Consider the following 19,840-nt stretch of genomic DNA (forward strand, 5'->3'; position numbering starts at 1 on the left):
ACTAATGCTGTTTCTAGACATTTCACTCCATTTTCTTTTCGATACATTTCTGGGAATATTGTTAATCGTTTTCTTGTTAATTGCCGGGGTACTGTACTACAGTTTTTACCTCTTCAAAAAACTCATCGATCTTATATACTGGTCAAAGGAAATAGATTACAAAGTGTCGCAGGCAATTGTTCACGGCAGTGATGAAGGAGAACAAAAAGACAGCGGCACTTTCAGTCAATATTCTAATAACTCTTCTTTCCGCGATTTATTTTTAGAAAAACTGGTCGACTCAGAAAAGAAATTTTCGGGAACAGCACAGAACGAAATCAATAAACTTTTTCAGGATTATAATCTTGAAAAAGAGGCCTTGAAAAAATTAGATTCAAAAAAAACTCACCTTATTGCAGGCGGCATACAGGAACTTACCTCCATGCGGGTAGAAGCGGCAGTTACAAAAATAAATTCTTTTTTAACCCATCCTTCGCCTCTTGTTTATCAGGAAGCGCAATATGCGATGGTCGGTTTTAAAGGTTTCAACGGCCTGCAGTTTTTGAATACCGTTTCAAATAAAATTTCGGAATGGCAACAATTGCGCTTGCTTATTTCGATCCCACACATTCCTAAAAATTGCGATGATACCGTAAATAGTTGGTTACAAAGTGAAAACAATTCCGTCATTATCTTTACGCTTCGGTTAGCGAGAAAATTTCAGATGTTATCATTTTATTCTCCAATTCTACATTTACTGAACCATTCTTCAGAGCAGATCAGAATACAGGCAGTACAAACCTTACAGTCCCTGGAAAACCCTTCTACTGTAAATGATCTTACCGCATCTTATGCGAATCAGACAACAGACGTTCAGGTTGAAATCATAAAGGCTTTAAAAATGGCAAAAGACCAAAGTTCTACAGATTTTTTAAAAACACAACTGATTGAGCATCCTTTTCCAAAGTTAAAAATCTTCGCGGCCGAAGCTCTTTTCGCGCTCGGCCAGGAATCTTTTTTAATCAGTCTGGCAGAAGACGGATCTGCTCCGGAGCAAATTATCCAAATTATTAAACACTCAATGCAGGAAAGGATATGTTAGCGTTTTCACAGATCATTTATGAACTTATCATCTGGCTGTTCCTATTGTATGGAACAGCGGTATTTCTCGTTTACGGATGGATCGGAATTTATGCGCTCGGTGCTGTTATCCGGTACAAAAAAGAGAATACTTTTACCGATTACAGCATTATCGCATCTAACCCGAATGCGCCCACTTTCAGCGTTATTGCTCCCGCTTATAACGAAGGCATGACCATCGTAGAGAATGTAAGATCTCTTTTGTCTCTCTATTATCATAACCTGGAAATCATCATTGTAAATGATGGAAGCAAAGACGATTCGATATTAAAACTGATTGAGGCTTATGAACTTGAAGCAGTCTCTTTTTTTGTACAGGGTGAAATAGAAACCAATAAGATCCGCGAAGTTTATAAAAGCAAAAACCCCGCCTTCAAAAAATTAATTATCGTAGACAAAGACAATGGCGGTAAAGCAGATGCCCTGAACGTCGGAGTCAATATATCTTCCGGTGAGTATCTTGTCTGTATCGACGTAGACTGTATTCTGGAACAGGACGCGATCTTGAAATTAGCAAAACCTTTTCTGGAACAAACCGATAAAAAATTGATTGCCTGTGGTGGAATCATCCGTCTGGCCAATAACTGTAAAATCGAAAATGGCAAAGTCACTGATATTAATATTCCCAAAACACTATTAGGAAGAACCCAGGCTTTAGAATATATCAGAGCTTTTGTCTTAGGGCGAATGGCCTGGTCACGCGCTTCAGGATTAATCTTAATTTCAGGGGCTTTCGGTGTTTTTGACCGAAAAATAGTTCTCGCCTGTGGAGGTTACGACCGGAAAACCGTTGGCGAAGATATGGAGTTGGTGGTCCGTATGCGAAAGTATATGGAAGAACAAAACGAACCCTACGAAGTTATCACCATTCCCGATCCTTTGTGCTGGACCGAAGCACCGGAAACAAAGGATATTCTAAAAAAACAGCGAAACCGCTGGATGCGTGGCACCATGGAGACGCTGTGGAAGCACCGTAAATTAATGTTTAATCCAAAATATGGAAAACTGGGAATGATCAGTCTTCCCTACTGGTTTTTTTTTGAATTCCTGGGTCCGCTGGTTGAATTTTTAGGTTATGTTATTTTTATTGTTTTTTTGATTTTAGGAATTATCAACTGGCCTTTCTTTATTATTTTATTCGCTTTGGTTATTTCATCAGGATTTCTTTTTTCGATCTATGGTATTTTGGTAGATCTCTTAAGTCATCAGGTTTATGCTAAAAGGAAAGATTTCCTCGCCTTAATCGGTACCGCCCTTTTAGAACCGTTCTATTTTCATCCTCTGGTGGTTAAAGCAGGAGTGAGCGGATTTATCGATTATTTTAAAAAATCCCACGCTTGGGGCGAAATGACGAGACAGGGCTTTCATCAGAACCATCAGAATTTACCGTTCAAAAAGCGGGTGTGGGCAAAGCTCCAGCTTGGGCTTCATCAGTGGGGCCTATTTGCAGGTGTCTTTTTACTGCTGTTTTCAGTGGGAACCGTTTCAGAGTGGATTTGGTACCGACATACTTTTCAAACGCTGAACAGTCCAATGCTCGGCGAACATCTTTTACTGAATAATCTGATATTTGTATTAAAATTGATAATGGGTTCTGGGCTCATTTATTTAATTTTAAATTTCCTCAAAGAAAGCTGGGCAAAAACTTTAATCGTCCTCACCTTCACCCTCGTCATTGTCACCCACTACCTTTTATTCATTTATTTTTCAGAATCTCATAATTTATTAGGTGCCGATATTCTGTATTACAGTAAAGCTGAAATGAAGCAGATTTTAGAGGCAAGCGGAATGCTCAGTTATAAAAACTTTGCCTTACTGGGAATTTTAGTTACCCTCTCTTTCATTCCTTTCTGGTTCGCTTCTAAATCCTCTTTTAAACCCAAATATGTTGGCGCTGTATTTTTAGGTCTCGGAGCAATCAGTTTTTCTGTCCCTAATGATATGCTGCTGTCAGATCATTCAAAAGGTTTAAATGAATTTGATCAGAACGCCGCGAAAAGCAAATGGGCTTATTTTTTAAATTCTAACATCGATAACTTCATTAGTGAACATCCGGAATTAAGTGCTTTTGGTGGTGATTCAAATAATTTTGAAATCAATTCGGAGATGCTCGACAAATCGTTCCCATTTTGGCGAAAAGAAAATACCCCGGACTTTTTAGGCTCGTATCTGAACAAATCTGAAAAAGTACCGAATCTTGTTTTCGTCCTCGTCGAAGGTTTAGGGCATGCCTACAGTTCGCCGAACGGCTATGTCGGGAACTTCACTCCTTTCATCGATTCGCTGGCACACAAAAGCCTTTATTGGGAAAATAATTTAAGTTCCTCCGGCAGAACATTTGGCGTTCTACCTACGATTACAGGTTCATTACCTTTCGGAAAAAACGGCTTTTTGGAAATAGAAAAAACGCCCGACCATTTCAATCTGTACACTGTTTTAAAATCAAACGGATTTGAAACAGGTTTTTTCTACGGCGGCAACAGTTCTTTTGACCGTATAAAAGAATTTTTGGAATACAGCAAAGTAGATCACATAGTAGATGAGTTTTCGTATGATGCACCGTATCAAAAATTGCCGGCAAGCGTAGGCAGCGAAAGTTGGGGTTATGAGGACCAGGCTGTTTTCGGAAAAATGCTGCAGGTTCAGAAACCATTGGTAAAACCGTATTTCGATATTATTCTTACTTTATCAACGCACAATCCGTTTTTAATTAATAATGCTCCTTATTACGAGAAGTTGTTTACGCAACGGGTGAATTCAAATCAACTGTCAAACAAGCAGAAAAAATGGGCGCTGGATAACAAAAAGCAATTGATTTCAGTATTAAATCTGGATGATGCATTACATAATTTTTTTAAAAGTTACCGAAAACGCGAAGATTTTAACAATACCATTTTTGTGATCACCGGTGACCACAGCATGCCTGAAATTACGCTGGAGTCGAAAATAGACCGCTACCATGTTCCTTTGTTGGTGTATTCTCCTCTGCTAAAGGAGTCCAAACATTTTAGAAATATCGTAAGCCATTTTGATGTGGCACCTTCGATTCTGGCCTATTACAGAGAAAATTATACTATTTCGACTCCGTCTACTGTTACCTGGGTGGGCAGAGGTCTTTCAGAAAAACCAAGAACTGACCAATTGAGGATTCCATTAATGCAGAGTAAAAATCAACTGATCGACTACGTTTACGGAAAATATCACCTGCAAAATAACCAGCTTTTACTTTTAAATAATCTGCAGGAAAATGGTATAAATAACCAAGCAGCTTTTAACAAAGCCAACGGGAGTTTCAAAGAGTTCAAAAATATGAATTCTCAGTTTTACAGCACTAAAAAGCTGATGCCAGATTCCGTGATCTCCACCTTCATGAAAAAAACCCGATCGAACTTTTAAAACTTTTTGGTATATCCAAGAGAAAAATCATACTGATTTCCCTTTGTTTTAGGCAAATATTCTGTATTGTAATACATCGCAGAAATAGAGAACAGGTTTGTTTTTTGCACCGCAAAATTATATTCTCCGCCAATTTTGAAAGTTTTCAGTTTGTAGATTTCGTTTTCCAATAAATTGCTGAGATAACTTTCTGGGCTGATGCCGGTTCCGATTTGAAAAGCAAAATAATCCGTAGCTCCTGTGGTATAATAACGGACTGTTCCGGTATAGGACTGAGAAATATTATCATTATCCGGCGTAATATAGGTCCTTAAATTAAACCAGAAATTCTTGTAATATTTTCCTACAGATGCCGTATACATCCAAATATTATTACTGAAATAAAGTTGTCTGTAGCCTACTTCAGCTTCATAACTTTTGGGAAGATTCGCATTTAAAGAAACACCGCTTCTAAATTTCGGAAAGATTCCGACGTCATTGGAATAGCCCGCGCCTACATACAGATAAAACATTTTCGATAACTTCGGATAAGCCTCAAGTTCAATCTGAGTGCCGCTTGATGCAAATTTATTGGCGTAATTCCCTTTCAGAATAACCGACCCGATTGGCGTAACCCTTTTATAGCTGAGTCCTACAATATGCCAGTCATCATCAAACTGTTTATCAAAATGAGAAAAATTATAGGCAATACCTATGGCATTTTTAGAAGTAAAATCATTTATTTTAATGGAAAGAGCTCTGGCTTCTGTATTTTTGGGATTAATTCGCAGAAGAGTATTTACTGCCTTTTCGGCGTCTGCGTAATTCGAATTATTAAAATCCACTTTCCCCTTCAACAATAAAAGCGCTTCGGATTGAGGATGGTACTCCAGTCCTTTATTCAGGATTTCAATTGCTTTATCATTTTGGTAGTTCCAATATTCCAGAGAAGCGTATGCTATAAAAAAATCTTCATCACGAACTTCTTTTTTCTCAAGTCCATCAAACACAGCTCTTGCTGAACTTAAATCATTAGTCCACGTGTAAAGGCGGCCTAAGAAAACAGAAATGTCGGTATAATCCGGTGCCTTTTCCAGCGCTTCCTTTGTGAGTTTAATAGCGGTGGTATAATCTTTCTGCTCAAAAGCAGCGTTCCGCGCTTCACTGAACAATTCATCAGCACTTAAATTTTGCTGGCTGTACAGTGCAAAAGGAAATAACAATACCATTAAAAAACCAAGACAATTTTTCATCAAATTTCAAATAAAGGGTAAAAGATATTTTATATAAATTCAGGAAACAAATATATTGAACTTTTATTTAGTTATGCTTAATAACAAAAAGTGAAACTTCTATTTTTTATTACCCGAAATAGTCTAATGCCGACAATCTGAAGAGAATAATTCTCATTCAGGGGCAATAAAAAAGGTAAACCCTTTTTTTAACCTGGAAATAACCGGAAAATATTGGCTTAATTTTCGCTTTTAATCTCTAAACTTTTAATGAAAAATCCAACTTTTATTCGCCTCACCGATAAAGGAATATACTGCATTCCGGGTAAATTCTACATTGATCCCTGGAAACCCGTTGATCTGGCCGTAATTTCTCACGGGCACGGTGACCACGCACGTTGGGGAATGAAAAAATATTTGTGTCATCGGTTTACGAAGCCCATTTTAAAACATAGAATTGGGGAAGATATTGAAATTCAAACGGTGGAATATGGAGAAGAAACTATTATTAATGGAGTAAAAGTTTCCTTACATCCTGCCGGACATATCATCGGATCGGCGCAGATCAGAATGGAGTACAAAGGTTATGTTATTGTCTTTTCCGGAGATTATAAAACAGATGACGACGGATTGTCAACGCCATTTGAATTGGTGAAATGCAATGAATTTATCACCGAAAGCACTTTTGGACTACCAATTTACAACTGGTTAAAACCGCAGGAATATTCAGAATTAATGCAAACCTGGGTTCAGCAAAATCGCGAAAACGGTAAAACGTCTGTCTTCATTGGTTATTCGTTAGGAAAAGCCCAACGGATTATGAAATCGATAGAAGGCAGCGGAAAGATTTTCGTTCATCAGTCGATCGGTAAACTGAATGAGGGAATGGAATCGGTCGGGATCGATTTACCCGAATATGAAACGCTGAATTTTCAGGAGAGTTTAAAATCAACCAACGGCGAAATCGTGATTTTACCGCCCGCATTATTTGATTCCAACATCATAAAAAAAATACCGAATCGTGCCACCGCGATCTGTTCCGGCTGGATGCAGGTTCGGGGTTCCAGAAGATGGCGTTCTGCCGACGCCGGATTTGCAATTTCAGATCACGCAGACTGGAACGGATTAATTGAAACCGTGAAAGCCACCGAAGCCGAAAAAGTTTACGTCACCCACGGACAAACCGCCGTATTTTCTAAATATTTAAATGAAATCGGAATCAATGCCGTAGAATTAAAAACCATTTTCGGAGATGAAGAAACCTCCGAAAAAGAACTGATAGAAACTAAATGAAAGATTTTGCCCAACTCATCAATGCGCTCGACAGCACCAACAAAACAACCGCGAAAGTAGAGGCGATGGTTTCTTACCTGAACACCGCAGATGCCAATGACAAGTTATGGTTCCTAGCTTTATTTACCGGCAAAAGACCGAAAAGACCGGTAAACACTAATCTTTTAAAACAATGGGCTTTAGAAATCACACTGCTTCCGGAGTGGCTTTTTATAGAATCGTATGCTGCCGTAGGCGATCTGGGCGAAACATTATCACTAATCCTTCCCAACTCAGAAAACCAAATCGATAAACCGTTAACACAATGGATGACCGAATTGACTGCCTTAAAAGACCAAACCGATGATGAAAAGAAAAAGTATGTCTTGGAATCCTGGAACGGTTTGAATCATGTGGAACGATTCATCTTTAACAAATTAATTGGCGGAAGTTTTCGAATTGGAGTTTCTAAAAAACTGTTAATCAATGCACTGTCTAAATATTCCGGTATTGAAACCAATATTCTGATGCACAGCATTATGGGAAAATGGAAAATCGAAGATAAGAATTTTGACGATTTAATTCTGGGAACCCATATCAATCCTGATGCTTCCAAACCTTATCCTTTTTGTCTGGCGTATCCTTTAGAAAAAGAAATTCAGGAACTGGGCGACCGGAAAAACTGGCAGGCAGAATTTAAATGGGACGGCATCCGCGGACAGTTCATCAAGCGAAATGAAGAAATATTTATTTGGTCCCGCGGTGAAGAATTAGTCACAGAACAGTTTCCCGAAATTGTTTCCGCGTTAAAAGAAGTGGAAGGTAATTTTGTAATCGATGGTGAAATTCTCGTGGTAAAAAACGACAGAGTTCTTAATTTTAATGAACTGCAGAAACGCCTGAACCGAAAAACAATTCCTAAAAAAATGCTGGAGGAACTTCCTTGTCATATTTTTGTTTATGATATTTTGGAACTGGAATTTGAGGATCTGAGAGAAAGGTCTTTGTCTGAAAGACGATTGCTTTTAGAAAGTTTACTTGTAGATGCTCCACTCAAAAACATTAAAATATCAGAGATTATTACAACCGGCACTTGGGAAGAATTAGCCCAAATCAGAGAAAACTCCCGGGACAATAATTCTGAGGGTTTAATGTTAAAAGAAACAAATTCGCGATACCACGCCGGCAGAAAAAAAGGCGACTGGTGGAAATGGAAAGTCAGTCCGCTCACGATTGATGCGGTATTAATTTATGCTCAAAAAGGGTCCGGCCGCCGAAGCAGCTACTATACTGATTATACTTTTGCAGTAAAAAATGATGATAAACTCGTCACCATTGCGAAAGCTTATTCAGGTTTGACGGACAAAGAAATTATGGAAGTCAGCAAGTTTGTGAACAAAAACGCGATCGAAAAATTCGGGCCCGTCCGAACCGTAAAACCTGAACTGGTTTTTGAAATCGCTTTCGAAGGAATCGGTTTCAGCAGCCGGCATAAAAGTGGCGTGGCATTGCGCTTCCCGCGAATCGTTCGTTGGCGGCGGGACAAAACAGCCGATCAAATTGATGACCTCGAGGAAATTAAAAAACTGATTACTTAATTTTTAAAACTACGAAAGATCTCATAATTTTTTAATGATAATTTTGTTAAAGCAAGACGTACGGCACCATAAAAAAAAAGATTTTCCCTTTATTTTAATCGTGAAATATAAGAGTGAAACTGGTGTTTGAAAATATATTTAAATTCTGAATGACCGAAAAATTTAAAAATTCCACAGGTTTCCAGATCATCGAAAAATGGATGGAAGACAAAGACCGGGAACCATTTGGTTTTCAGTCTGAAACATGGTATAAATTTTCCCAGAATTATTCGGGAATGGTGATCGCGCCAACAGGTTTTGGAAAAACATTCTCGGTTTTTTTAGCCGTCGTCATCGATTATATGAACAATCCGGACCACTACAAATCCGGCATGAAACTGTTGTGGATCACTCCACTGCGCGCTTTAGCAAAAGATATTGCGAAAGCGATGAGTGAAGCTTTGGAAGAAATCGGATTAGACTGGGAAGTTGCTGTGAGAAATGGTGATACACCTAAAGAAATCCGGGCGAAGCAGACCAAAAAAATGCCTGATATTTTAATCATAACGCCCGAAAGTCTGCATCTGCTTTTAGCACAAAAACAACACCCGAAATTTTTTAAAAATCTTCAGTGCATTGTTGTTGATGAATGGCACGAGCTGCTCAGTTCGAAACGCGGCGTGATGACCGAACTCGCCGTTTCAAGGATATTTAGTTATCAGAACAAAATAAAAATCTGGGGAATCACAGCAACCATCGGAAATCTGGACGAAGCCATGGAAGTCCTTATTCCCTACCCGATTAAAAAAACTAAAATTGTTGCCAAAGAAAAAAAGAAAATCGAAATCAAATCTGTTTTCCCCGATGATGTCGAAGTTTTGCCCTGGGCAGGACATTTAGGAACCAAACTCGCTGATAAAATAATTCCCATTATTCTGGAAAGTCAAACAACTTTGGTGTTTACCAATACCCGAAGTCAGGCCGAAATGTGGTATCAGGTTTTGCTGAATGAACATCCCGATTTTGCGGGACAGATCGCGATTCATCACAGTTCCGTGGATAAAGATATCCGGATCTGGATTGAAGAAAATTTATCTTCAGGATATTTAAAAGCCGTCATCTCCACCTCATCGCTGGATTTGGGCGTAGATTTCAAACCCGTTGACACCGTTATTCAGATCGGCTCCAGTAAAGGAATTGCAAGATTTTTACAACGTGCCGGACGAAGCGGACATTCGCCTTTCGAAACTTCAAAAATCTATTTTGTTCCAACCCATTCTTTAGAACTTATTGAAGTTGCGGCTTTGAAGGAAGCCGTGAAACAAAATAAAATCGAACCGCGCGAACCTCTGGTTTTATGTTATGATGTTTTACTTCAATTTGTTTTAACACTCGCAGTTGGAGATGGTTTTGATGAAAAAGAAACCTTCAGCCAAATTACTCAGACGAATGCTTTTAAAGAGTTGTCACCTGAAGAATGGAACTGGATTTTAACGTTCATTACGGTTGGCGGAAAATTAAAAACCTACGAAGAATATCATAAAGTTGTAATTGAAAACGGTCTGTATAAAGTTATTTCACGCAGAATTGCAATGCTGCACCGGATGAATATTGGCGCGATTGTAAGCGATTCCATGTTGAAAGTAAAGTTTTTCGGCGGCGGATATATCGGCATGATCGAAGAGTATTTTATTTCTAAATTAAATAAAAATGATAAGTTCGTTTTGGCCGGAAGAGTTCTTGAAGTTTCCCACGTCAAAGAAATGACCGTGTACGTTCGGAACTCCAGCGGAAAAGGAATCGTCCCGAGTTATTTGGGCGGAAGATTACCTTTATCCTCCTATTTGAGCGGTTTTCTGAGACAAAAACTTTCGGAATCTCTCAACGCGAAATCTTCTGAAAAAGAACTGCGGTTTTTGCATCCGCTTCTGGTCAGCCAACAGGAAAACTCACATATCCCAAGCGAAAACGAGTTTCTGGTCGAACGCATCAAAACCCGCGAAGGCCATCATCTGTTTATGTATCCGTTTGAAGGCAGATTGATTCACGAAGTGATGTCGGCATTGGTTGCCTATCGAATTTCCAGGATTTCACCCATTTCTTTTTCAATTGCGATGAATGATTATGGTTTTGAATTATTTTCGAAAATCGAAATTCCGTTGAGTGAAGAAAATATTTCAGAAATATTATCCAAAGAACATTTAATCCGCGATGTAATGGCGTCAGTCAATTCAACGGAAATGGCCAGGCGGAAGTTTCGGGATATCGCCGTAATTTCTGGAATGGTCATCAGAACTTATCCGGGGCAGCAGAAAAACAATAAAAATTTACAGTCATCTTCAGGTTTAATATTTAATGTGCTGGAGGATTACGATCCCGAAAATTTATTATTTAAGCAGGCATATTCCGAAGTTTTTTTTCAGCAGATCGATGAAGTGAGATTGGTCGAGGCCTTTGACCGTATTCATAAAAGTGAGATTATTATTAAAAATTCAAATACCTTTACTCCCTTAAGTTTTCCTATTAAAGTTGACAGTCTGCGCCAAAGTTTGAGCAGCGAAGATCTGAAAGCCCGCATTCTGAGAATGAAAATGGAAGCCATGAAAAAGAAAATGAAAAAATGAATCTGCAGACTATAGAAAAAACCGTTCAGAAAGAAACCCTCATTTTTACCAATCAGCGTGCCCTTTTTTGGACGGAAAATAAAGCTTTAATTATCAGCGATTTACATTTAGGAAAAACCGCTTATTTTAGAAAAAACGGCATCCCGGTTCCGTCGGATATTTTAGAAGATGATCTGGAAAGACTGGATTTTTTAATTCAACATTTTGAAGCAGAGCAACTTATCGTTGTCGGTGATTTTTTGCACGCCGGAAAAAACGCAGATTTCAAAATATTTGAAGAATGGCGAAAGTTAAATATTACCCTGAAAATTATTTTAATTAAAGGAAATCATGATATAAAAAATGCTGACTTTTTACTTGATTTAAACATCCACATCATTGAAAATTCTCTTTACACCGAACCTTTTACTTTTATTCATATCCCGGAAAATACAGAAAATCAGTTTTCAATTTCCGGACATCTTCATCCCGGCGTTACGGTAAAACTGGAAAAGCGAAAATCTGTAAGATTGCCGTGTTTTCGGCTTTCAGAAAATCAGTTAATTCTTCCGGCTTTCAGTAAATTTACCGGCCTGGACACTCAGTCCTGTCAGGATTTTGAATGTATTGCCTTTACGGAAGATTTGATTTTTGAACTTTAGAGTCAAGTTCAAAATGCTAAATTTTAAAAGCCCAAAAAAACAAAACTTTCAGTTTTCTATCTATAATTTTAAATGACTGAAAAATAGAGCCTTTTACTTTATAATTAATTAAAATTTCTAATATGGCGCGCGAATTAAAATCTCAACCAAATCCTGTAAAACTCGCTGTGATACAAAATTGACGAAATCATTTCGTTCGAAATGGGGAAGATGCAAACGGGTGGTCTTTTCGAAATCATTAACCCGAATCGAGTAAAAAGCAATTCCGATTTCATTACTGAATTCATCAGAATTCGGCCCGGCAACACCGGTGGTAGAAAGCGAAATATTTGTTTTGAAAAGCTTTTGAGCACCCAAACTCATTTCCTGTGCAACTTCTTCAGAAACCACTGTTTTCTCCTGAATCGTTTTTTCAGAAACGCCCAGAATTTCTATTTTTTTGTGATAATCGTAAGCGATAATTCCACCAAGGAAATAAGTAGAACTTCCTGAAATTGAAGTGAGTAATTTTGAAAGTTCGCCGCCGGTACAACTTTCAGCTGTAGAAACCGTGAGCTTTTTTTCATCTAAAATTTCTTTTAAAATTTCCTGAATATCATCACCGTTCCAGGAAATGACATGATTGCCGATTAAAGGATTTAATTTCTGAACTTCCTCTTCAATCCGCAGTTCGAGTTCTTTCTGATTTTTACCCTGAGCAGTTAAGCGCAATTTAATTCGGTTTCCCACGGGAAGATATGAAAGCGAAATATCCTTTGGTAAAGCCAATTCCCAACTTTCAATTTGTTCAGATAATACACTTTCAGGAATTCCGACCACAGAAATAGTGTGCGTTACAATGTAATTCAAACTCCATTTTTCGGCGAGAAAAGGAATGATTTTATGTTTAATCAAAGGTTTTACCTCGAACGGAACTCCGGGCATACAAATGGTAATCTTTCCATTTTCCTGAATCATCTGACAGGGCGCGCTTCCGTTCTCGTTTTGAAAAATAAAGGCTTTGCTTAAGACTTCGGCCTGTGGTTTATTGAGTTCTAAAAGATGGGCACGGTTTCTTTTCTCAAATAACCTCCGCAAATGGTCGTAAGTTTCGGGATCCAGAATGATTTCATCATTAAAGAATTCTTTAAAAGCGGTTTTGGTTTTATCGTCTTTGGTAGGGCCCAAACCGCCGGTCGTAATCACCAAATCTGCCATTTCAAAAGCTGATTTCAGGTTTCTTTTAATGCTTTCTATTTCATCGGAAACCGTTAAAATCTGCACCACCGGAATTCCGATTTTCTTGAGTTCGGCTGCAATGAAATTAGAATTGGTATCGACTGTATTTCCCGACAAAATTTCGTCGCCTATGGTGATGAGAACTGCTTTCATATCAAATTTTAAGACGATAAAATTACTGAATTATATTCCAGCCACCCACCGAAATAAAATCCAGTAATTTTTGGATGCCGAATCTGCAGCCCGGCTTGAATGAAACTCATTTTTTAGCTAAGAACCAGCCATGAAAAAAATAGCGGGAATGGAAGACGAAAAATGCTGCCATAAAAAATCAAAAAAGATCCTGCTTTGTCAATGGTTTGGCTAAATAAAAAATATTACTCATCCTGTTCAACCCAAATCAAATTTCCTGTTTGATAACCCAGTTTTTTAGCTTTCTCCAAAAACCTTTCTCTGTAGGAAACGGGAATGGTTTTCTCCCGTGAAAGAATCCACAAATAATCGAGATTGTTGCCAGCTACTAAGGCATATTTGTAATCCTCATCGATATCGATGATGTTATAGCCTGCCCAAATTGGTTTAAAAAAAGAAACTTTCAACCTCGCCACATTTTCATTTTCTACGAATTTGGCTTCGCCGATACTTTCTTTCCATTTATTTTTCACGTAGTCATAACCTCTATTATCCACTTTGATATTGCCGTTGTCTTTCATGGAATAGGTTGCGGTGACATTCTTCATATTCCTCTCAAAACGGTAATCGAAACGGGCTATCTCATACCATTTTCCCAAATATTTTTTAGCGTTAAAATTTTGAACGGCAGTTGCTCCTTTAGGAATTCCCACAGAACAGGAATGTAGAAATGCGACACCCAAAATCCCAAGCGCAACGGGGATTGCGAGTTTATTTAAATTTTTCATACTTTTTATTTAACGGCCAAACCTGAAATATTCGGCCAGATGATGTGTTTTTTTCCTCAGAAAATCAGAAACCATTTTCATTCCGGTTACAGAAAAAGTGATGCCATTTCCGCCGAAACCAAGAACGAAATAAGAATTTTTAAATTTTGGATGTTCGCCGATATACGGTAATCCGTCTTTGGTTTCCCCGAAAGTTCCTGCCCAAACGAAATCGGTATCAAAGGGCTGATCCGGTAAAACGCTGTTATAGATTTTAATAATTTCTTTTTGCTTTTTGCTCAAAAGTTGATCCCGCTTTTCCGGATTTTGAAAATCTTCATCGCCGCCGCCCATGAGAATCCTGCCGTCATCCGTAGATCTCATATAAAGATACGGATCATCGGTATTCCAAAACAGGGTTTTCGAAAAGTTTTTGTTTTTTATCTGTCCCATTTCAGAAACCATCGCAAATGTACTTTTAAGCTGTACAAAATCTTCTTTGATGAGATTTTTGCTTTCGTAACCGATACAGTAAATAATTTTCCTGGCTTTGATTTTAAAACCGCTTGCTAATTTCACTTCATTATAATTCGGGTGATATTTGATGGATTTCATTTCGGTTTTATCGAAAATTTTCAATCCTTTCGCTGCATTGTACTGTAAAAGTTCATGAGCCAAATTAAAGGCATCAACGCTTGCTCCCTGTTTTGATAAAATCCCGCCATGCGTTTTTTTCAAACCAAACTGATCTGCAATCTCGCCGGGCTCCAGCCATTTCACTTTAAATCCTGCTTCTTTTCTGGCATCAAATTCTTTCTTTAACCAGGAAACATCTTTTTTCTTTGAGGCAAAATACAGTGACGCTTTCCGTTTAAAACCTGCTTTTGATTTTATTTTTTTTGAAATCTTCTCCAGTTCATCGATGGAAGCTGAGCACGCCTGATAAGCTTCAACTGCTGCCTTTTTCCCGATTTCGTCTTTCAATTGATAAAGTGGAATATCGATTTCGTACTGCAACATTGATGTGGTTGCAGAAGTGCTTCCATTGCAGATTTCGCGTTTGTCGATCATAATGGTTTTGTAGCCTTCTTCTGTCATCTGATGAGCGATTAAACTACCTGTAATTCCTGCGCCGATGATAAGAATCTCACATTTCTCATCTTGTTTTAAAGAAGGATAGGAAGAAAGCAGTCCGTTCTTCACCAGCCAAAAAGGTTCATTTGATTTTAAATCCATACTTTTTATTTTGAAATGCTGAAAATCAAAAACTAAGCCGCAGTATTAAATCCACAATAAAAGCCTTCTTATTTTATCAAATCATCTTATTTAATAAAACTTTAACATGCTAAAGTTTTAATTACTGCGTTTTGGTTTGCTTTTTGAATGGATATGAGCACCGCAAAAAAAAATGATTTAATCTTTTTCACAAGAATCAATTTTATTTAATCCTTAAAAAACCGATAATATGTCTACCGAAAACTTAAATCAAAAAGAAGCAATTGAAAAACTGAAAAAACTTTCTGAAAGTGCGCGAATATGTATGTTCTGCACCGATTTAGATTCTCATCCCAATTCCTGCCGTCCCATGAGTTTAAGGGAAACTGATGATCAGGGAAACCTATGGTTTATCAGCAGTGATCAGAGTCATAAGAACTTTGAAATTCAAAAAGACAATCGGGTTCAACTATATTTTATGAACAACAGTGATTCTGAATATCTTTCTATTTTGGGGAAAGCATTTATTTATAAAGATAAAGAAACTATTGAAGAAAAATGGAGTGCAATGGCAAATGCTTGGTTCGATGGAAAAGACGATCCGAATGTGTCTGTCATCAGAGTTACTCCAGATGAAACCTATTATTGGGAACCGAAAGTTGGAAAATTTGTTTCAATGCTTCATTTTGCAACCGCGGCCATTTCAGGTCAGAAATCTGATAATGATGATGGAAGGGAAGGAACATTACGCATTTAATATTAACTCATTAAAATATAAATTATGAAACCAGACTTAGGAATTACGCAAAAAAACTTAACCGCCGTTCACAAAATTTTAAATGGTGTCTTGGCTGACGGAAATATTCTTTACATCAAACTAAGAAAATTTCATTGGAATTTATCAGGGGATAATTTCATGGAACTGCATCTTTTGTTCGAAGACCAGTACACTCAAGTGGGTGAAGCAGTAGACGAAGTTGCAGAGAGAATCAGTACTTTGGGAGGCACTGCAATCGGAACCTCGATTGAATTCGCGAAAGAATCCCAGTTGAAGGAAACTCCTGGAAAAGTGCCTGACACTCAGGGAATGCTGAAAGAACTAGTGGCTGATCACGAAACAATCGTCAAATCATTACGCGATAATTTAGATAAAGTAGAAGAAGATCATAATGATGCAGGAACTGCTGATTTCTTAAATGGATTGATGCAGGAGCACGAAAAAATGGCCTGGAAACTGAGGAAATATTTCAAAGAATCATAAAATTCGTCTTTGAGCTAAAACCATCAAATTCTGCATGATGTTTTACTGTTATTATAAATTTAAGATAACAAACTGAAACAAAAAGTACAGCTGAAAAAAAATCAGCTGTACTTTTTTATATGGGATGTAAATATTATATCTGGTTTAATCTGGACAAACGAATAATTAATCCCACAACATAAAAATTTCCCTTCCGGAAATGAAAGGGAAAAAACATTATTAAGAATTGAAATACTATTTAAAAATTTTAGCTAAAAAAGTTTTCATGGCTTCCCAGGATTTCTTGTCGGCTTCTTTATTGTAAGCGACTTTCAGATTGAATTTCTCGCCAATTGCGGTAGACGCAGGATTGGTAAATGAATGAATGGCATTTGGATAATCGATGAACTGATAATCTATTTTGGCAGAATCCATTTGTTTTTTGAAAGCTGCAATTTCTTTGGCGGGAACATAAGTATCTGCCTCGCCGTTTAAAACTAAAATTTTTACCTCATTATTTTTCGGTTTGATTCCGGTCATTAAATTTCCATGAAAAGAAACAGCACCTTTCAGTTCGTCTTCCAAACGTGCCATATTTAAAGCTTGCGCTCCACCAAAGCAATATCCGATTACGGCAATTTTATCATAATTGGCATTGGGGAATTTCAGAAGCTGCGCCTTTGCCTTATCAAATTTCAATTTTGCATCGATAGGAATTTTATAGAATTCTCCTGATAATTTTGCGGCTTCTTCGGGATTATCAACGGTTTTTCCATCGCCATAATAATCCACGGCCATTGCAAAATAGCCTAATTCTGCCAGTTGTTTAGCCCGGCTTTTCACATAATCAGTTACGCCCCACCATTCCGGAAGAACCATCACAACAGGTCTCACCTCGTTTGCGTCCCCTAAATATGCAACAAATGACTGATAACTTTTGCCGTCAATGTCATAAGTTACTTCTTCTGTAGTCATTTTTCCGGTGGTCGATTTCACAGAATTTAAACCATTTCTTACATTGTCTTTTTTCTCCTTACAGGAAAAAATAAAAAGCAGCAAAACAATTACCGCAGAAATTTTGAGTATTTTCATGATTAAAATATTAATAATTTGAATGATTAAAGGTAAGAATTCTAAAGTTCAAATAATAAAAAACGCAACGGTATCGCTGCGTTTTTTAATAGTACTAAAGTTGATTTTTTAATGAATATGTTTTTCGGCATGGTAAGAACTTCTCACCAATGGCGAACTTTCTACGTGACGGAATCCCAGACTTCGGGCAAAATCACCGAATTCATTAAACTCTTCCGGAGTAACAAATTTTTTCACGGGCAAATGTTTCTTTGTCGGCTGCAGATATTGACCGATGGTTATGACATCTACATTGGCATTTCTTATGTCTTCGATGGTTTGGAAAACCTCAGCATTTTCTTCACCTAAGCCAAGCATTAAACCGGTTTTCGTTCTTTTTTGCCCAGCTTCTTTTAAGTAAGAAAGAACTTCTAAACTTCTTTCATATTTCGCCTGAATCCTCACTTCTCTGGTTAATCTTTTCACGGTTTCCATATTATGGGAAATCACTTCCGGATGAACTTCAATTAAACGATCGATATGTTTGGTGATTCCCTGAAAATCCGGAATCAACGTTTCCATGGTTGTTCCGGGAGAAATCCGGCGCACAGCGTGTACTGTTTCTGCCCAAAGAATGGAGCCCATATCTTTCAAATCGTCACGATCTACAGAAGTTAAAACGGCATGTTTAATTTTCATCAACTTGATAGACCGCGCTACTTTTTCCGGTTCATCCCAATTCACATCCAAAGGTTTCCCTGTTTTTACACCGCAAAACCCACAACTTCTGGTACAGATATTTCCCAGAATCATAAAAGTCGCAGTTCCTTCACCCCAGCATTCGCCCATGTTTGGACAGCTTCCACTTTGGCAAATGGTGTTGAGTTTATATTTATCAACCAAGGTTCTGAGTTCTCGGTAATTTTTTCCTGTAGGAAGTTTTACGCGAATCCATTTTGGTTTTTGTATCGTTGTATCGGTAAGTATTTCGTTCATTTTTAAAGATAAAAAGCAAATTTACAAATTTCTTTCTCTATGGAATGAAATCCGTGGTTGATATATCGGATTTGGGATAAATGCCAAAGATTAAAATCGGTCGTTTTTGAAAACACCGAATCAATCATCAGACTCTTTATTTTTGAGCAATTCTGCGAGTAATTTTTTAGCGCGCATAATCCTTACTTTCGTATTGGCAACGGTAATATTCTGTTCTTCAGCGATTTCTTTAATGCTTTTTTCTTCAAAGAACCGAAGCTGAATAATATCCTTGTAATTAGAATCCAGACTTTCGATGATGGATAAGATTTGTTTTTGATCTTCTTCAGAAATCAGAAGTTCTTCCGGTGAAAGCGCCAGATGATTTTTGAATCCATCGAAATTATCGGTAGAATCTTCATTTTCACGGGCTTTTTTTCGCCAGTAATCGATGATAGAATTTTGCGCAATGGTCAGAATCCATGTTTTAAACTGAAAGTTTGGATCAAATAAATCCAGCTTCGCCAATACTTTTGAAAATACAGAAACAGTAAGTTCATCAGCGACATATTCGTCCTGTACTTTTTTCATTACAAAACTGAACACATCCACCCAAAACAGATTGATGAGTTGGGTTTGTGCTTTCTGATTTTTATTTTTCGCAAAAGCAATCAGGGTTAAAAGATCTGTGTTTTTCATGAATGAAACAAAGATAAGGAATTGCAGAATTAACTTAAGTAGAATCGGCGCTAAATTAGTTTGATAAATTTACTTTAAAATCTTATCTTGCATGACTATAATAAAATGCAAAATTGAATATAGAGCAATCATAAATTTTTAATAAAAATAAATAGAAAATGGATAAGACGAATAAGAAATATAAGAAGGAACTTCTCGCATCATTAGAGGGATTGGCGAAAACTGAACATGTTCTATTAGAAACAATGACTAATTTAATGTTGCTGAAAGAACTGAAAGAAAATCAAATCGAATTTAAAAAAGGAGACACTTTTTCTTTTGAAGACAATATCTTTGATTACAGTGATGATAAAAACGTCAGAAGAATCGCAAAACTTCGCAAAAAAATTCTAAAAACCATGCAGAAACTGGTTGAAAACAACGATTTCAAAGATAAAGAAATCGAATTTCTAGCATAGGATTATTTTAAAAATAAAAAGAAGCCGTCTCATAACTCAATGAAACGGCTTTTTTTGTAGTTTTCTCACTGACTCCTGTCCGAGCTTGGGTTGCGAATATCAAAATCTCAGAGCGCTATTTGAGGTATTGAGACACTTTCTTTTTTTTATTAAAATTTAGAAAAGTATAGTCGTGATCTGTAAAGTTTAATTTAATTAATACTTAAAAAAATAAAAAAACATCTG

At 37.3% G+C, this 19,840-nt stretch carries 16 protein-coding genes; 9 read left to right on the plus strand and 7 right to left on the minus strand.

The annotated features are described in order from the left end of the window. Window positions 1–4: 4 nt before the first annotated feature. Window positions 5–1,081, plus strand: coding sequence for a HEAT repeat domain-containing protein (locus QF004_RS06990; RefSeq protein ID WP_133438778.1), 1,077 nt, complete (start codon window positions 5–7; stop codon window positions 1,079–1,081). After that, window positions 1,075–4,515, plus strand: a complete 3,441-nt coding sequence (locus QF004_RS06995; RefSeq protein WP_307424355.1) for a sulfatase-like hydrolase/transferase — start codon at window positions 1,075–1,077, stop codon at window positions 4,513–4,515. Before QF004_RS06990 ends, QF004_RS06995 begins: the two co-directional genes overlap by 7 nt. Here QF004_RS06995 and QF004_RS07000 read toward each other — a convergent pair. Then, on the minus strand, window positions 4,512–5,747 hold the full coding sequence (locus QF004_RS07000; protein WP_307424358.1) for a YaiO family outer membrane beta-barrel protein: 1,236 nt from the start codon (window positions 5,745–5,747) through the stop codon (window positions 4,512–4,514). The two genes, QF004_RS06995 and QF004_RS07000, sit on opposite strands and share 4 nt — an antisense overlap. Window positions 5,748–5,996: 249 nt before the next feature. Between QF004_RS07000 and QF004_RS07005 the strand changes: the two genes are divergently transcribed. From QF004_RS07005 to pdeM, 4 genes are all read left to right on the plus strand, one after another. After that, the gene (locus QF004_RS07005; protein ID WP_307424361.1) at window positions 5,997–7,019 is read left to right on the plus strand and encodes a ligase-associated DNA damage response exonuclease; all 1,023 of its coding nucleotides are present in this window, start codon (window positions 5,997–5,999) and stop codon (window positions 7,017–7,019) included. Continuing rightward, window positions 7,016–8,596: an ATP-dependent DNA ligase gene (locus QF004_RS07010; protein WP_307424364.1), complete on the plus strand. Its 1,581-nt coding sequence runs from the start codon at window positions 7,016–7,018 to the stop codon at window positions 8,594–8,596. The genes QF004_RS07005 and QF004_RS07010 overlap by 4 nt, the downstream gene beginning before the upstream one ends. 149 nt (window positions 8,597–8,745) lie before the next feature. After that, the gene (locus QF004_RS07015) at window positions 8,746–11,199 is read left to right on the plus strand and encodes a ligase-associated DNA damage response DEXH box helicase (RefSeq protein ID WP_307424366.1); all 2,454 of its coding nucleotides are present in this window, start codon (window positions 8,746–8,748) and stop codon (window positions 11,197–11,199) included. Continuing rightward, window positions 11,196–11,840, plus strand: a complete 645-nt coding sequence (pdeM, locus tag QF004_RS07020) for a ligase-associated DNA damage response endonuclease PdeM (RefSeq protein ID WP_133438784.1) — start codon at window positions 11,196–11,198, stop codon at window positions 11,838–11,840. The genes QF004_RS07015 and pdeM overlap by 4 nt, the downstream gene beginning before the upstream one ends. 117 nt (window positions 11,841–11,957) lie before the next feature. Here the strand turns inward: pdeM and QF004_RS07025 are convergent, their stop codons facing one another. The 3 genes from QF004_RS07025 to QF004_RS07035 all read right to left on the minus strand — a co-directional run bounded on the left by QF004_RS07025 (window position 11,958) and on the right by QF004_RS07035 (window position 15,193). After that, window positions 11,958–13,211, minus strand: coding sequence for a CinA family nicotinamide mononucleotide deamidase-related protein (locus tag QF004_RS07025; RefSeq protein ID WP_307424369.1), 1,254 nt, complete (start codon window positions 13,209–13,211; stop codon window positions 11,958–11,960). Window positions 13,212–13,435: 224 nt separating this feature from the next. Beyond that, window positions 13,436–13,978 carry a lipocalin family protein gene (locus tag QF004_RS07030; protein ID WP_133438786.1) on the minus strand — a complete coding sequence of 181 codons (543 nt, stop codon included), beginning with the start codon at window positions 13,976–13,978 and terminating at the stop codon, window positions 13,436–13,438. A gap of 9 nt (window positions 13,979–13,987) precedes the next feature. Next, the gene (locus QF004_RS07035) at window positions 13,988–15,193 is read right to left on the minus strand and encodes an FAD-binding oxidoreductase (RefSeq protein ID WP_307424372.1); all 1,206 of its coding nucleotides are present in this window, start codon (window positions 15,191–15,193) and stop codon (window positions 13,988–13,990) included. Between the two features lie 229 nt (window positions 15,194–15,422). Between QF004_RS07035 and QF004_RS07040 the strand changes: the two genes are divergently transcribed. Both QF004_RS07040 and QF004_RS07045 read left to right on the plus strand, forming a co-directional pair. Next, the gene (locus tag QF004_RS07040; RefSeq protein ID WP_307424375.1) at window positions 15,423–15,929 is read left to right on the plus strand and encodes a pyridoxamine 5'-phosphate oxidase family protein; all 507 of its coding nucleotides are present in this window, start codon (window positions 15,423–15,425) and stop codon (window positions 15,927–15,929) included. 24 nt (window positions 15,930–15,953) lie between these two features. Beyond that, window positions 15,954–16,433: a Dps family protein gene (locus QF004_RS07045; RefSeq protein ID WP_133438789.1), complete on the plus strand. Its 480-nt coding sequence runs from the start codon at window positions 15,954–15,956 to the stop codon at window positions 16,431–16,433. Window positions 16,434–16,667: 234 nt separating this feature from the next. On the opposite strand, the gene QF004_RS07050 is transcribed toward QF004_RS07045, so the two are convergent. From QF004_RS07050 to QF004_RS07060, 3 genes are all read right to left on the minus strand, one after another. Then, window positions 16,668–17,504, minus strand: a complete 837-nt coding sequence (locus QF004_RS07050) for a dienelactone hydrolase family protein (protein ID WP_307424379.1) — start codon at window positions 17,502–17,504, stop codon at window positions 16,668–16,670. Window positions 17,505–17,612: 108 nt separating this feature from the next. Continuing rightward, window positions 17,613–18,479 (minus strand): lipoyl synthase, encoded by an 867-nt coding sequence (gene lipA, locus QF004_RS07055; protein ID WP_133438791.1) that lies wholly within the window; start codon window positions 18,477–18,479, stop codon window positions 17,613–17,615. Between the two features lie 120 nt (window positions 18,480–18,599). After that, window positions 18,600–19,157, minus strand: coding sequence for an RNA polymerase sigma factor (locus tag QF004_RS07060; RefSeq protein ID WP_133438792.1), 558 nt, complete (start codon window positions 19,155–19,157; stop codon window positions 18,600–18,602). A gap of 158 nt (window positions 19,158–19,315) precedes the next feature. On the opposite strand from QF004_RS07060, the gene QF004_RS07065 reads away from it, so the two are divergent. Next, entirely contained in the window at window positions 19,316–19,615 is a 300-nt protein-coding gene (locus QF004_RS07065) for a hypothetical protein (protein ID WP_133438793.1), read from the plus strand. Window positions 19,616–19,840: the final 225 nt, after the last annotated feature.

Origin of the sequence: Chryseobacterium sp. MDT2-18, from assembly GCF_030815285.1 — a bacterium.
Taxonomy (GTDB): Bacteria; Bacteroidota; Bacteroidia; order Flavobacteriales; family Weeksellaceae; genus Kaistella; species Kaistella salivictor.

Excerpts from the sequence above, each read along its gene's own strand:
- QF004_RS06990 (WP_133438778.1), top strand. The coding sequence starts at position 5 with ATGCTGTTTCTAGACATTTCACTCCATTTTCTTTTCGATACATTTCTG.
- QF004_RS06995 (WP_307424355.1), top strand. The coding sequence starts at position 1,075 with ATGTTAGCGTTTTCACAGATCATTTATGAACTTATCATCTGGCTGTTC.
- QF004_RS07000 (WP_307424358.1), bottom strand. The coding sequence starts at position 5,747 with ATGAAAAATTGTCTTGGTTTTTTAATGGTATTGTTATTTCCTTTTGCA.
- QF004_RS07005 (WP_307424361.1), top strand. The coding sequence starts at position 5,997 with ATGAAAAATCCAACTTTTATTCGCCTCACCGATAAAGGAATATACTGC.
- QF004_RS07010 (WP_307424364.1), top strand. The coding sequence starts at position 7,016 with ATGAAAGATTTTGCCCAACTCATCAATGCGCTCGACAGCACCAACAAA.
- QF004_RS07015 (WP_307424366.1), top strand. The coding sequence starts at position 8,746 with ATGACCGAAAAATTTAAAAATTCCACAGGTTTCCAGATCATCGAAAAA.
- pdeM (WP_133438784.1), top strand. The coding sequence starts at position 11,196 with ATGAATCTGCAGACTATAGAAAAAACCGTTCAGAAAGAAACCCTCATT.
- QF004_RS07025 (WP_307424369.1), bottom strand. The coding sequence starts at position 13,211 with ATGAAAGCAGTTCTCATCACCATAGGCGACGAAATTTTGTCGGGAAAT.
- QF004_RS07030 (WP_133438786.1), bottom strand. The coding sequence starts at position 13,978 with ATGAAAAATTTAAATAAACTCGCAATCCCCGTTGCGCTTGGGATTTTG.
- QF004_RS07035 (WP_307424372.1), bottom strand. The coding sequence starts at position 15,193 with ATGGATTTAAAATCAAATGAACCTTTTTGGCTGGTGAAGAACGGACTG.
- QF004_RS07040 (WP_307424375.1), top strand. The coding sequence starts at position 15,423 with ATGTCTACCGAAAACTTAAATCAAAAAGAAGCAATTGAAAAACTGAAA.
- QF004_RS07045 (WP_133438789.1), top strand. The coding sequence starts at position 15,954 with ATGAAACCAGACTTAGGAATTACGCAAAAAAACTTAACCGCCGTTCAC.
- QF004_RS07050 (WP_307424379.1), bottom strand. The coding sequence starts at position 17,504 with ATGAAAATACTCAAAATTTCTGCGGTAATTGTTTTGCTGCTTTTTATT.
- lipA (WP_133438791.1), bottom strand. The coding sequence starts at position 18,479 with ATGAACGAAATACTTACCGATACAACGATACAAAAACCAAAATGGATT.
- QF004_RS07060 (WP_133438792.1), bottom strand. The coding sequence starts at position 19,157 with ATGAAAAACACAGATCTTTTAACCCTGATTGCTTTTGCGAAAAATAAA.
- QF004_RS07065 (WP_133438793.1), top strand. The coding sequence starts at position 19,316 with ATGGATAAGACGAATAAGAAATATAAGAAGGAACTTCTCGCATCATTA.